The following is a 12,751-nucleotide window of genomic DNA, read 5'->3' as shown; positions in this document are numbered from 1 at the left end:
CTGACTTGGGCTTTGACCCCCATCAAGTGCCTATTTACGGCACATTGCGCATGCGTAATTCGGTCATTCCGGCAGCAGATCCGGTCGCCGCCGACGGGTCAGTTCGACGGCCTGCTCGCGACGCCACTCGGCGATCCGCGCATGGTGCCCGCTGAACAGCACCTCGGGCACGTCGAGACCGCGCCAGCTCGGCGGCTTGGTGTAGACGGGATATTCCAGCAGCTGGTCCTGGCCGTCGGAGTGGGACTCCTCGGTCAACGACTCGGGGTTGCCGATCACCCCAGGGATGAGCCGCACGACGGCCTCGACCATCGCCAGCGTCGCCACCTCTCCCCCATTGAGGACGTAGTCACCAAGACTCAGTTCCCGGACCTCCATCCGGGTGGCGGCATGCTCCATCACCCGACGGTCAATTCCCTCATACCGGCCACAGGCGAACAGCAAGTGGCTCTTCTCACTCAGCTCATAGGCGATCGGCTGACTGAAGGGAATGCCGGAGGGTGTCGGCACCACCAGGACCGGGGGCTCTTCCAGTCCGTCGAGCAGCGCGTCGAAGCACTCCCCCCAGGGCTCCGGCTTCATCACCATGCCCGCGCCCCCGCCATAGGGGGTGTCGTCCACCGTGTTGTGCCGGTCATGGGTCCACTGGCGCAGGTCGTGCACACCGAGCTCCAGCAGGCCCTTGCCCAGGGCCTTGCCCACCAACGACAGGTGCAGCGGCGCGAAGTAGTCGGGAAAGATCGACACGACATCCAAGCGCATCACTCGGCCACCTCTGCCTCGTCGTCGTCGAGCAGGCCGGGAAGGTCCGCGAGTGACACGGTGCCGGCAGCGAGGTCCACCCGGGGAACCAACTCACTGACGAAAGGCACCAGACGCTCTCCCGCCTCCGTCCTGATGCACAGCATGTCCTGGGCAGGCAGGTGGACGACCTCGACCACGGGGCCCGCCTCGCTGCCGTCGGCCCTCAGCGCCATCAGACCCACCAACTGGCGGTCGTAGTACTCGTCCTCCTCCTCGGGCAGCTCGTCGGGATCGACGTCGACGACCAATACCTGGCCACGCGCCTGTTCGACGGCGGTGCGGTCCGACAGCTCGGCGAAGTGCACCAGGAAGCGGCCCGAGTGCCAGCGGGGCGCCTCGACCGTGAGACACCGTTGGGTCCCCTCGATGCGCAGCACCGCCCCGGGCGCGAAACGACGCTCCGGCTCGTCGGTTCGCACGTCGATCGCCACGTCACCTCGAATGCCGTGAGCGCGTCCGATGCTGCCGACCACCACCTCAACCGATGCTGCCATGTTCCGTCCTGTCCTCTTCCTGTACCAGATGTCAGCGCCACGAAGGCGCCCTGCTGTCCCACGCACGAACGCCCCACACCAGCGGTGTGGGGCGTTCGTGGCTACCAGTTGATCAGCGGCGAAAACCGCGCGAGCCCGAGGAGCGACGATCCACGTCGACGAAGTCGACGCGCACCTGCTCTTGCCCGGACAGGGCTGCGACCACGGTACGCAGCGCCGAGGCAGTACGCCCCTGGCGGCCGATCACCTTGCCGATGTCGGTGGGGTTGACCCTGACCTCGAGCATCCTGCCGCGGCGCAGGTCCTTGTCCTTGACGACCACGTCGTCAGGATTGGTGACGATGCCGCGCACCAGGTGCTCCAGCGCGTCCGCGAGCACGATCAGGCCTCTTCGGCGGGAGCCTCGTCGGCCTTGGCCTCGTCAGCCTTGGCCTCCTGGGCGGGGGCCTCGGTCTCCTCTGCGGGAGCCTCGGCCTCATCCTTGGCCTTCTTCTTGCTGATGGCCTCGCTCTTGGGGGCGTCGTCGGCCTCCGCCAGTGCGGCATTGAAGCGGGCCAGCTTGTCGGCCTTCTCCGGCTGCGGATCGACACCGGACGGGCTGGTGTCGCCCGAGAACTGCTGCCAGTCACCGGTGCGCTTCAGGATGGCGACGACGGCCTCGGTCGGCTGGGCGCCGACGCCGAGCCAGTACTGCACGCGCTCGGAGTTGACCTTGATGACCGACGGATCATTCTTCGGGTGGTACTGACCGATCTCCTCGATCGCACGGCCGTCACGCTTGGTGCGCGAGTCCATGACGACGATGCGGTAGTGAGGCGAGCGAATCTTGCCCAGACGCTTCAGACGAATCTTGGTTGCCACGTGTGTGGTTCTCCTGTTGGGAATGGCCCGGGAACTGCTCCTGGGCCAGGCGGGTGACCGGTCGGATCCCGTGTGGGGCACAGGTCTTGGGGTCGGATGAATCCGTGTCGCCAGAGTTAGAGGGCGCCGACGACGCAGACGCTCGCCCCATTCTGCCAGATTCCGGCGCCCAAGACCATCCGGACGCCTGAGCTCCTAACATGGGCAGATGCTACGCCGCCTCCTGTCCTCGCTCGCCTTCCTCGGGCCTGCCTTCGTGGCGTCAGTCGCCTATGTCGATCCCGGCAATGTGGCCGCCAATCTCACCGCCGGCGCCGAGTACCAGTACCGCCTGCTGTGGGTGCTTGCGCTGTCCAGCCTGATCGCCGTCGTCGTGCAGTACCAGTCGGCCAAGCTGGGCGTGGTCACGGGCGAGTCGCTGTCCGCCTTGGTCTCCCGGCACCTGGTGGGGCGTCGCGCCGGACGACTGTGGCGTGGCCTCTATGCCCTGCAGGCGATGGCGATGGCCATCGCCACGGACATCGCCGAGGTGATCGGCGGGGCCTTGGCGCTGAACTTGCTCTTCGGGGTACCGCTGTGGATCGGCGGGATCCTGGTGGGCGTGGTCACCCTGCTACTGCTCGAGGCGCTGCGTCGCCGGGGTGAGCATGCCTTCGAAGTGGTGGTGACCGGGGTGCTGGGCCTGGTGGCCGTCGGATTCATGGCCGGGCTCCTGTGGGCTCCCCCGTCCGCGTCGATGGCTGTGCGTGGCCTGGTCCCGGACTTCCCCGACGGGCGGTCGGTCTCCCTCTCCGCAGCCATGCTGGGCGCCACGGTCATGCCCCATGCCATCTACCTGCACTCGACGCTCGCTGCCGACCGGCACCGTCCCGGCGGACGCCTCGAGACGCCGATCCCACAGCTGCTGCACTCGCAGCGGCTCGACGTCGTGCTGGCCCTGGCGGTCGCCGGGAGCGTGAACATCGCGATGCTGCTGTTCGCCGCGTCCGCCCTGGCCGGACACCCCGCCACCGATTCCATCGAGACGGCCCACGACGCCATCCGCCGTGCCGTCGGAGCTGCCAGTGCCACCGTCTTCGCCCTCGGCCTGCTCGTCTCCGGGCTCGGCTCCGCCTTGGTCGGAACCCATGCGGGAGCACGCATCATGCGCGATCTGGTGCCGTGGCAGGTCCATCCCAAGGTGCGGCGGGCCGTGACCATCGTCCCCGCGGTCCTGCTGCTCACCCTCGGCCTGCACCCGACGACGATGTTGGTCACCAGTCAGCTCGTGCTCAGCTTCGGCATCGCCTTCGCCCTGCTTCCCCTGATCCTGCTCACGGGATCCCGCCGGGTGATGGGCGAGTTCCGGGACAGCCCCGCGATGCGGGTGCTGTGCGCGGTCCTGGTGGCGCTGGTCGTCGGGCTCAACCTTGCACTGATCGCACAATCCGTCCCTTGAGCACCACCAGACGCGGGTGCCGGGCGATGCCGAGGTTCACGCGGGGATCCTCGTCGAAGACCACCAGGTCAGCCGGGGCCCCCTCCTCGAGGCAGGGACGGCCCAACCAGTCGCGGGCCCGCCAGGAGCCTGCGCCCAGCGCAAAGTCCGGCCCACCGACCTGCCCCAACAGCTCGATCTCCTCGCCCAGGATGCCGTGCGGCATGACACCGCCGGCATCGGTCCCGGCGAAGATCGGCACGCCGGCCTCATGCGCCGTGCGGAAGCGCTCCAGGCAGGTGTCGTAGAGCCGACGCATGTGCGCCGCGTAGGTGGGGAACTTCTGCTCACCGCTGGCCGCGATGTCGTAGAAGTTCTCCAGGTTCACGAGGGTGGGGACCAGGGCCACCTGCCGTTCGGCCATCCGGTCGATCACGTCGTCGCTGATCCCGGTGCCGTGCTCGATGCCGTCGATGCCAGCCTCGACGAGCTCGGCCACCGAATCCTCACCGAAGCAGTGGGCCGTCACCCGGGCCCCCATCTGATGTGCCCGCTCGATCGCCTCGCGAGCCACCTCGACCGGCCACAGCGGAGCAAGGTCCCCCTTGTCCCGGTCGATCCAGTCCCCCACCAGCTTCACCCAACCGTCACCCGCTGCCGCCTGCTTCTCGACGGTGGTGACCAGGTCCTCGGGCTCCACCTCGTCGGCATAGTTGCGCAGGTAGCGCTTGGGCCGGGCGATGTGGCGGCCGGCGCGGATCACGTCGGGGAGGTCGTCGCGCTCGTCGATCCAGCGGGTGTCCGAGGGGCTGCCCGCATCGCGCACCAGCAGCGTGCCGGCATCCCGGTCCGCGATGGCCTGCTGCTCGGCCTCCGCCGGGCCCACGGCCCCGCTGGTGTCCAGGCCGATGTGGCAATGTGCGTCCACCAGCCCCGGCATGATCCAGCAGTCGGTGGCCACCGTCACGGCATCATCGATCCGCTCGAAGGTGACCACCCCGTCGTGGACCCACAGGTCCACCCGTTCCCCAGCGGGCAGCAGGGTGCCACGCAGGTGCAGGCGTGCCTCCGGTCCGTCGGGAACCACATGCTCACCGATGTGGGTGTGGGTGTGCCCGTCGTGCGTGTGCGTGTGCACCGGGCTCGGCATCGCGTCGTGCTCGTGGTGTGCGCTCATGCGCCCATCCTGCCGGGCCCGGCCGGTGCGCGGAAGACCTAGCGGGGTCCCTGGTTCTTCTGGTTGAACATGCGCTGCATCTCCGGCGGCAACTGGAAGTTCTCCATCGCGGCCGCCATGTCCGCCTCGGAGGGCTGGGCGCCGGCTCCGACGCCGAAGGCGGCACCCGCATCGACGATCTCACCGGCGGTCGGCTTGCCCTGGGCCGCCCGCTTGGCGGGATTCCCGGAGACCTTCTGACCCTTCTTGCCCTTCTTGGCCTGGGACTTCGCCTGCTTGCGGGGCCCGCCCATGCCCGGCATGCCCGGCATGCCGCCACCCTTGCCGCCCATCATCCCGGCCATGGACTGCATCATCTTGCGGGCCTCGACGAAGCGGTTGACCAGGTTGTTGACATCGCTGACCTCGACCCCGGCACCCTTGGCGATGCGGGCACGGCGAGAACCATTGAGGATGGCGACGTCGTCGCGTTCCGCGGGGGTCATCGAGTAGATGATCGCCTCGATCCGGTCGATCTCCTTCTCGTCGATGTTCGCGATCTGGTCCTTCATCTGGCCCATGCCCGGCAGCATCCCGAAGATCTTGCTCATCGGGCCCATCTTGCGCAGCTGCTGCATCTGGGACAGGAAGTCACCCAGACCGAACTCATTGCCCTTGCCGGACATGAGCTTCTCGGCGGCCTTGCGGCTCTGCTCCTGGTCGAAGTGCTTCTCGGCCTGCTCGATCAGGGTGAGCATGTCACCCATGTCGAGGATGCGGCTGGCCATCCGGTCCGGGTGGAAGACGTCGAAGTCCTTCAGGCCCTCGCCATTGGAGGCGAACATGATCGGCTTGCCGATCACGCGGGCGATGGACAGAGCCGCACCACCGCGCGCGTCACCGTCGAGCTTGGTGAGCACGACGCCATCGAAGCCGACCCCTTCCTCGAAGGCCAGTGCCGTGTTGACCGCGTCCTGGCCGATCATCGCGTCGACGACGAAGAGGGTCTCGTCCGGAGTGACGGCGGCCTTGATGTCGGCGGCCTGCTGCATCAGGGTCTCGTCGATGCCCAGACGGCCGGCGGTGTCGACGATCACGACGTCATAGAGCTTGCGCTGGGCCTCGAGGATGGAGGCACGGGCCACCGCGATCGGGTCACCGATGCCATTGCCCGGCTCCGGGGCGAAGACGTGAGCACCAGCGCGTTGACCGACGATCTGCAGCTGGTTGACGGCATTGGGGCGCTGCAGGTCCGCGGCGACCAGCAGCGGGGAGTGACCCTCGGACTTCAGCCACATGGCCAGCTTGCCCGCGAGGGTGGTCTTGCCGGCACCCTGCAGGCCGGCCAGCATGATCACGGTGGGCGGGGTCTTGGCATAACGAATGGTGCGATCCTCGCCACCGAGGATGTTGACGAGTTCCTCGTTGACGATCTTGATGATCTGCTGCGTCGGGTTCAGCGCCCCGGAGACCTCTTCGCTGCGGCAGCGGTCCTTGAGGTTCGCGACGAATTCCTTGACCACCGCCAGGTTGACGTCGGCCTCGAGCAGGGCGATGCGGATCTCGCGCGCGGTCGCGTCGATGTCGGCATCGGTCAGCCGGCCCTTGCCACGCAGACCCTTGAAGGTTGCTGCCAGCCGGTCGGAGAGTGTGTCGAACACTGTTTGTCCTTCGCATCTGGGGTGCCACGCAGACCCGTCGGGCGCGCAGCCATCGAGCCAACAATACTCAGTCGGCGTGCTCGGGTCGCATTTCCCGTACCGGGCGCATCAGCCATGCGGCAGCCACGAGCACCGGCAGCGCCACGTGTCCGGCTGCGACATAGCGGAAGTCCGTGACAGGCGCCGCCAACAGCAGTGTGCCCACGCACAGCAGGAAGGGCGCGAACGGGAGCACCCAGGCCGAGCGGCGGTCCAGGAGGGCACGGGCGGCCGCCATCAGGCAGAGCCAGAAGAGCAGGGGCATCGCAAACAGCAGGCTGACACCGGGCCACGAGGCGACGTGGCCGGCGATCCGCGCCAGCCGGGCGGCGTCCGAATTCTCCTTTCGGAGCTCTCCGAACAGGTTCGTCCGGGGCAGCTCGTCGGCGAAGTGACCGGCACCGCGTTCGGTGCCCACGTCAAACCGCGTGAAGAATCGTTCGGGGTCCACATAGCCGCCCGCCAGGCCGAACCAGGCACTGGCATAGGAGAGGTGGTTGGCCGCACGCATGTCGCGCCACAGCCCCATGAACTCCTCAGGATGCTCATTCAACCAGGCCGTGTCGAACTGCCGGTCGAACTTGACCGAGTCGACGATCGCCGGATTGAAGACCTCCCGGGCGCGGTCCGGGGGAATCATCCACCAGTAGGTGAGCAACTGCTCCGAGGTGGCCTGCCCATGCACGACGCTCCAGGATACCTGGTGCAGCGGCAGACCGACAGTCTCGGCATACTCGCCGGGAACGACCCCCCACTGGCGGTACAGCGGGCCTTGCACCCAGAAGACCGAAGCCAGCACCGCCACCTGGCACAGGACGGCCAGGGCCGTGCGCCCCCGCGACGCCCCCCGCAACCCGGGGAGCGTCCAGAGCACCACCAGGGCAGCGATGCCGACAGCGATGTAGGGACCATTGTTCCGGGAGAAGCTGATGGCCAGCAGCAGGACCAAGAGCCCCAGCATTGGCAACGGCCGCGTCAACCACCCCGGACCCCGCAGCGCAGCCTGGGTGAACAGCAGCGCCAGCAGTGCCACCCAACAGACGAACAAACTGTCCTTGTGCATCGTGACGGACCACATGCCCAGTTGGGGAGACAGGGCGAAGAAGAGCAGTGCCATGCCCGCGGCCCGTCGCCCCACGCGTGCCCACAACCAGCTGACGACCGTCGCCAGGACGCAGGCCATGACGACCGCCTGGACCACCGAGAAGATGGCCACGCCCAACGAGGTACCGCCCCCCGCCCAATGGGCGAACCGCAGACACTGGCCCACCCACAGGCTGAACAGGACGGGATGGTGGTTGTTCATCGGCCACTCCCCCTGGCCAAGAAAGAGCGAGCTCCACGAGTCCCGCACCAGGATCCCGGGCCAGAAGAGCAACAGGTAACCGGACCAGACGGCAAGCATCAGCACCACCGAGGCAGGCCACACCCACCGATGAAGGCCACGGGCACCAGCGGCGGCTGCACGCGGCCGACGAAGCCACGACTGGACGGCCAGCCAACAGACCAGCATCACGGCCCAGTCCACCAGGAACTCGGGCAGCTGTTGCCACCCGATGCGGCGGAAGGGTTGTTCGGCATGTGGAGTGAAGTGATGGCCGACGAGCCGCAAGGCCCCCATCACCGCCGCCACGGGGACCGCCACCAGCCACTCCCTGCGTGGCTGCGCGGTCCGGATCCCACAGAGGACCCAGGTGGTCAGCGCCCAGACCAACGGGAAGACCATGGGCCCCGTGTTCTGACTGCCCCCGTCAAGGGGACGGTTCAGCATGTGGTGGCCCACGGCCAGTGCCAGTCCGCACAGCACGGCAAGCACTGGCACCTCGCGGCCGCGCCAGGACGGTGACAGGGACATGGTCATCGCCTCACGCCACCGAAATCAGCACGACGCCCACCAGGATGAGCGCCACGCCGAGGACCTTGCGCCAGGTGAGCAACTCACCCAGCACCAGCCGGGCGATGCCCAGGGTCCAGACATAGGTCAGGGCCGTCAGGGGCAGCACCACGGACAGGTCCAGGTGACGCAGCACCCAGATGTTGAACAGCGCGGCGAGCAGATAGCCGAACCCGCCGGCATAGAAGTGCCAGTCACGCAGCAGGCTCGTCGGCCGAAGGTCCGCGGAAGCAAACTTCAGCATCAGACTGGCCACCGAGCCCAAGAGCGTCATCAGCAGGACCGCGCTCCACAACAACACGTCAGGCCTCCGAGCTCTTCGACTGGCTGCCGGCGACGAGGGCAACACCGGCAACCACGGCCACGACGCCCAGCACCCGTCCCGCGGTCACCTGTTCGTGCAGCCACCAGGCCCCGAGCGCCAGACTCAGCACATAGGAGAGCCCGAGGATGGGTTGCAGGACCGACAGTTCACCGAAGCGGTAGGCCACCAGCATCAGCACGGCACCGAGTGCGTACAGCGCGAAGCCCACCAGCACCAGCCAGGCGCCGTCGGTCGCACCGAGCTTCCACAGCAGCTGTCCGGTACAGGCGAACAGCGACGACACGACCATCAGCGCAATGCCCCGTGGTTGCGTCGTGGCGCCTGCCACCATCAGTTCACCTTGCCCGGCTCGGGGCGAGGGGCCTCGACGGGCCGCTCCGTCTTGCCCATCGCGATCCGCACGAGGTGCTCGTGGTAGTTGGTGACCACCTCGTAGAGCTGTCGATGCTTCTTCACCTCCACGTCGAGGACCAGACCAACACTCCAGAACAGCAACGAACAGGCGGCCAGTGTCACAGAGACGATCAAGGTCGGGAAACGAGGCACCGTGCGCGAGTGCAGGTATTCCACCAGCACGGGAAGGAAGAGGCCGAGACCGAGCATCGCGAGGACGGCGGCCACGGACCCGAAGAAGGCCAGCGGCCGGTAGTTCTTGAACAGGCGGAAGATGGTGCGCAAGACCTTGAAACCATCGGAATAGGTGTTCAGCTTGGAAGACGAGCCGGCGGGCCGGTCCCGATAGGAGATTGGGACCTCCACCACCCGCATGTTCTTGTCCACAGCATGGATGGACATCTCGGTCTCGATCTCGAAACCTCGCGACATCACCGGGAAGCCCTTCACGAAGGTCCGCGAAAAGGCCCGGTAGCCCGTCATGATGTCCCGGATGTTGGCATTGAACAGCCAGTTGATCAGCCCACGGACCATCGTGTTGCCCAGGTTGTGGAAGGGCCGCTGGTTCTCCTGCGCATAGGTCGTGGACAACCGGTCACCGATGACCATGTCCGCCTTGCGGTCCAGCACCAGGGAGACCATCTGTTCCGCGTACTCGCTCGGGTAGGTGTCGTCCCCGTCGATCATCAGGTAGCAGTCGGCGTCGATCTCCCGGAACATCGAGTGGATGACATTGCCCTTGCCCTGACGGTACTCGTGCCGCAGGTGGACCCGGGGGTCGTGCAAGGCGATCTCGGTGACGATCTCGCTGGTGCGGTCCGTCGAGTTGTTGTCGTAGACGTAGACATCGGCGTCCGGGAGGGCGCTGCGATAGTCGGCGACGACCTTCGCGACGGTCACCTCTTCGTTGTGGCACGGGATGAGGACTGCGGTACGGGGCATGGACGGACCTTCTCTTGCTCGACCCGATGCCCGGGTCCAGGACAGACCAATTCTAGCCCTGACAGGGATCAGAACCCACTCCCGGCGCGCTCGCCTCGCCGACCCAGCTGCAGGACGGGCTCCACCCCGCCCTGCAGCAGGTCTTCCGGGCCCGGGCGGACTTCGCCGCCCTGCACCCGCTCCGATCGGCGGGCAGAAGGCTCAGTCAGCCGTGGGGTGCTGGGCCCAGTAGCCGTCGCCCTCGAAGAGGGAGTCGATGACCTGGCCCAGCAGCCCGAGCTCCTGCAGGGTGTCCAGGATGGTGTAGCGGCTGCGGATGGTCTGGGCCTGGTAGTAGGTGAGCTTCAGCTTGTCCTGGTCGATGCCGACCTGGGCCGGGTGGTAGGGCCCGCCGACCTCCTTCAGCATCCGCGCCGCCTCCTCGGCGGTGACCAGCTGCGGGGTGACCCGCTCGATGATCTTCGGCCAGTGGGCCTTGATCAGTTCGATCCGCTCTCGGATCTTGTCCGGGCCGACGTACTTGGCGCGGGACTGCCCCAGTGCCGCCTCCCGGATGGCCTCGATGGGCTGCAGTGCGGCAACCCGCTCGTCATTGGCCTGCTCGTCCGGCCACGCGGCCACGGCGGCGTCCACGTCGACGGCCTCGATGTCCAGCTGCAGCACCTTCTCGTACAGGGCGCAGACGGCCACGGTGCCCAGGCCCACCTTGTTGCCGTGGCTCAGCGGCGGCTCCCAGTCCAGTCCGTGCCCCTCCATCTCCCACTGGTGGCTGAAGTTGTGCCCAGCGCCGGAGGCAGGACGCGAGGACTGGTGGGCCTGCATCGCCAGCCCGGACATCAAGAGCCCCTCGGCCAGGCCCTCGATGGCCTTCGGGTTTCCGGCCGCACAACCTGTGGGATCGGACAGCGCACCGCGCAGGTTGTCCTGCACCAAGGACCAGACGTAGTCGTCGACCTCCTCGACGCCCAGCTCGTCGGACAGCAGCCAGTCGGCACCGCCGGGCACCTTCTCGATCAGGTCCCCGAAACCGGTGGCGGTCAGGCGCTGGGGTGCGGCGCCCATGATGTCCAGGTCAGCCACCACTGCGGTGGGGGCGGGGCAGTTTCGGGTGATCTTGAAGCCGTCGCGCGTGATGGAGGCTCCGAAGGCCGCGTAGCCGTCCATGCTCGCAGCCGTACAGACATTCATGTAGGGCCGGCCCAGTTCGCCGGAGGCCAGCTTGGTGAGGTCATTGAGGGTGCCCGACGCGATGGAGACCGCGACGGCGTCGATGCCGCGCAGGTGCTCGCGCAGGATCTCCACGTTCTCATAGCCCGCGTAGAGGGTGGGGGTGCCCGGGAAGACGTAGGGCTCGGCCTGGTCGATACCGGCGGCGGTCAGGCTGTCGCGCACCGCGTCTCCAGCAACGGCCCAGGTGTTCTCGTCGGCGATGACGATGGCGCGCTGGGTGCCGAAGCAGTCCCGGAAGACCTGCCCGGTCTGGGTGACCACGCCACTGCCGGCGATGATCGCCTTGGTGTCCGTGGCCGTCTCAAGTGCCTTGGTGATCAGTTCGGAAGTCATGCCTCCATTGTGGCGCGACTCCGCCCGATTAACAGGCGCAGTCGCAAAAATTCACACAATTGATGTGAACTTGGTCATTCTCCCATCAGACCGGTGACGAATCCCTCGGCCTCGAAGGGCGCCAGGTCGTCGACTCCCTCACCCAGACCGATCAGCTTCACGGGAACCCCGAGCTCACGCTGTACCTGGACGACGATGCCACCCTTGGCGGAGCCGTCAAGCTTGGTGAGGACCAGACCAGTGACGTCCACGACGTCGCGGAAGATGCGGGCCTGCACCAGGCCGTTCTGACCGGTGGTGGCGTCCAGTACCAGGAGCACCTCGCCCACCGGGGCGATCTTCTCCACGACGCGCTTGACCTTGCCCAGCTCGTCCATCAGGCCGGTCTTGGTGTGCAGACGGCCTGCCGTGTCGATCAGCACGACGTCGACGCCGTCGGCGATGCCCTTCTCCACGGCGCGGTAGGCCACCGACGCCGGATCCGCGCCTTCCTCACCACGCACCGTCTCGACGCCGACCCGCTCGCCCCAGGTGGACAACTGCTCCGCGGCGGCGGCACGGAAGGTGTCGGCCGCACCGAGCAGGACGGACTTGTTCTCGGCCACCAGCACGCGGGCCAGCTTGCCGACCGTGGTGGTCTTGCCGGTGCCGTTGACACCCACCACCATCACGACGGCGGGCTTCCCGTCGCGGCCGGTCAGGTCCAGGGAGCGGTCCATCGTCGGGTCGACGATCTTGACCAGTTCGCGACGCAGCACGGTGGCAGCCTGGCCGGAGTCGTTGACACCATAGATGGACAGTTCGCGTCGCAGTGTGGTGACCAGTTCCGTCGTCGGCCCGACGCCGAGGTCCGACGAGATCAGCGTCGCCTCGAAGTCATCCCAAGTGTCCTCGTCGAGACGGTCGCGCGAGAGCAGGTCCGCCAGGCCACGGGCCAGGACATTGTTGCTGCCGGCCAGGCGGCGGCGAAGACGGGCCAGCCGCGAGCCAGCGGACTCGGGGACCTCGATCCCGGTCTCCGGTTCGACCGGCTGGAGGTCCGTCCCCTCGGACGGCACGGTCGGTGTGACCTCGGGGGTCTGCGCCTTGCGTGCCAGACCACGACGATTGCCGACGTAGATGATGCCCGTCGCCAGAAGCAGGCAGGCGATGACGCCGCCGATGATCCACCAGAAGAATTGGTCCAGGAATGGGTTCACGCG

The 12,751-nt window shown here is 67.3% G+C and carries 13 protein-coding genes; 1 reads left to right on the top strand and 12 read right to left on the bottom strand.

Annotated features, from left to right (window positions below):
- Positions 1 to 63: 63 nt before the first annotated feature.
- From trmD to rpsP, 4 genes are all read right to left on the bottom strand, one after another.
- A complete protein-coding gene (trmD, locus tag EDD41_RS15235) occupies positions 64 to 762 on the bottom strand; it encodes a tRNA (guanosine(37)-N1)-methyltransferase TrmD (RefSeq protein ID WP_123576482.1) in 699 nt (232 codons plus the stop codon).
- A complete protein-coding gene (rimM, locus tag EDD41_RS15230; RefSeq protein WP_123576480.1) occupies positions 762 to 1,298 on the bottom strand; it encodes a ribosome maturation factor RimM in 537 nt (178 codons plus the stop codon). Before rimM ends, trmD begins: the two co-directional genes overlap by 1 nt.
- Before the next feature lie 112 nt (positions 1,299 to 1,410).
- Positions 1,411 to 1,677, bottom strand: coding sequence for an RNA-binding protein (locus EDD41_RS15225; RefSeq protein ID WP_123576479.1), 267 nt, complete (start codon positions 1,675 to 1,677; stop codon positions 1,411 to 1,413).
- Between the two features lie 2 nt (positions 1,678 to 1,679).
- A complete protein-coding gene (gene rpsP / locus EDD41_RS15220; protein ID WP_094764450.1) occupies positions 1,680 to 2,159 on the bottom strand; it encodes a 30S ribosomal protein S16 in 480 nt (159 codons plus the stop codon).
- A gap of 208 nt (positions 2,160 to 2,367) precedes the next feature.
- On the opposite strand from rpsP, the gene EDD41_RS15215 reads away from it, so the two are divergent.
- Positions 2,368 to 3,597: an Nramp family divalent metal transporter gene (locus tag EDD41_RS15215; RefSeq protein ID WP_123576477.1), complete on the top strand. Its 1,230-nt coding sequence runs from the start codon at positions 2,368 to 2,370 to the stop codon at positions 3,595 to 3,597.
- On the opposite strand, the gene EDD41_RS15210 is transcribed toward EDD41_RS15215, so the two are convergent.
- The 8 genes from EDD41_RS15210 to ftsY form a co-directional block, all read right to left on the bottom strand.
- Complete coding sequence (locus tag EDD41_RS15210; RefSeq protein WP_245995674.1) at positions 3,563 to 4,753, bottom strand: amidohydrolase family protein; 1,191 nt, start codon at positions 4,751 to 4,753, stop codon at positions 3,563 to 3,565. The two genes, EDD41_RS15215 and EDD41_RS15210, sit on opposite strands and share 35 nt — an antisense overlap.
- Before the next feature lie 38 nt (positions 4,754 to 4,791).
- Positions 4,792 to 6,393: a signal recognition particle protein gene (gene ffh, locus EDD41_RS15205; RefSeq protein ID WP_094764448.1), complete on the bottom strand. Its 1,602-nt coding sequence runs from the start codon at positions 6,391 to 6,393 to the stop codon at positions 4,792 to 4,794.
- 67 nt (positions 6,394 to 6,460) lie between these two features.
- Positions 6,461 to 8,287, bottom strand: a complete 1,827-nt coding sequence (locus EDD41_RS15200) for a DUF6020 family protein (RefSeq protein WP_148060587.1) — start codon at positions 8,285 to 8,287, stop codon at positions 6,461 to 6,463.
- Positions 8,288 to 8,297: 10 nt separating this feature from the next.
- Positions 8,298 to 8,627 (bottom strand): EamA family transporter, encoded by a 330-nt coding sequence (locus EDD41_RS15195; protein WP_123576475.1) that lies wholly within the window; start codon positions 8,625 to 8,627, stop codon positions 8,298 to 8,300.
- Between the two features lies 1 nt (position 8,628).
- Positions 8,629 to 8,982 carry an EamA family transporter gene (locus EDD41_RS15190; RefSeq protein ID WP_211336676.1) on the bottom strand — a complete coding sequence of 118 codons (354 nt, stop codon included), beginning with the start codon at positions 8,980 to 8,982 and terminating at the stop codon, positions 8,629 to 8,631.
- Positions 8,982 to 9,986, bottom strand: coding sequence for a glycosyltransferase family 2 protein (locus EDD41_RS15185; RefSeq protein WP_123576474.1), 1,005 nt, complete (start codon positions 9,984 to 9,986; stop codon positions 8,982 to 8,984). Before EDD41_RS15185 ends, EDD41_RS15190 begins: the two co-directional genes overlap by 1 nt.
- 201 nt (positions 9,987 to 10,187) lie before the next feature.
- Entirely contained in the window at positions 10,188 to 11,549 is a 1,362-nt protein-coding gene (locus tag EDD41_RS15180; RefSeq protein WP_123576473.1) for a sn-glycerol-1-phosphate dehydrogenase, read from the bottom strand.
- Positions 11,550 to 11,623: 74 nt separating this feature from the next.
- A complete protein-coding gene (gene ftsY, locus EDD41_RS15175) occupies positions 11,624 to 12,748 on the bottom strand; it encodes a signal recognition particle-docking protein FtsY (RefSeq protein WP_245995673.1) in 1,125 nt (374 codons plus the stop codon).
- Positions 12,749 to 12,751 lie beyond the last annotated feature (3 nt).

It is taken from the genome of Luteococcus japonicus (assembly GCF_003752415.1).
Classification (GTDB): Bacteria; Actinomycetota; Actinomycetes; order Propionibacteriales; family Propionibacteriaceae; genus Luteococcus; species Luteococcus japonicus.
Note: the sequence above shows the minus strand (reverse complement) of the source record. Positions and strands in the feature narration are given on the sequence as shown.

Excerpts from the sequence above, each read along its gene's own strand:
- EDD41_RS15190 (WP_211336676.1), bottom strand. The coding sequence starts at position 8,982 with ATGGTGGCAGGCGCCACGACGCAACCACGGGGCATTGCGCTGATGGTC.
- EDD41_RS15215 (WP_123576477.1), top strand. The coding sequence starts at position 2,368 with ATGCTACGCCGCCTCCTGTCCTCGCTCGCCTTCCTCGGGCCTGCCTTC.
- rimM (WP_123576480.1), bottom strand. The coding sequence starts at position 1,298 with ATGGCAGCATCGGTTGAGGTGGTGGTCGGCAGCATCGGACGCGCTCAC.
- EDD41_RS15185 (WP_123576474.1), bottom strand. The coding sequence starts at position 9,986 with ATGCCCCGTACCGCAGTCCTCATCCCGTGCCACAACGAAGAGGTGACC.
- EDD41_RS15210 (WP_245995674.1), bottom strand. The coding sequence starts at position 4,753 with ATGAGCGCACACCACGAGCACGACGCGATGCCGAGCCCGGTGCACACG.
- trmD (WP_123576482.1), bottom strand. The coding sequence starts at position 762 with ATGCGCTTGGATGTCGTGTCGATCTTTCCCGACTACTTCGCGCCGCTG.
- EDD41_RS15180 (WP_123576473.1), bottom strand. The coding sequence starts at position 11,549 with ATGACTTCCGAACTGATCACCAAGGCACTTGAGACGGCCACGGACACC.
- EDD41_RS15200 (WP_148060587.1), bottom strand. The coding sequence starts at position 8,287 with ATGTCCCTGTCACCGTCCTGGCGCGGCCGCGAGGTGCCAGTGCTTGCC.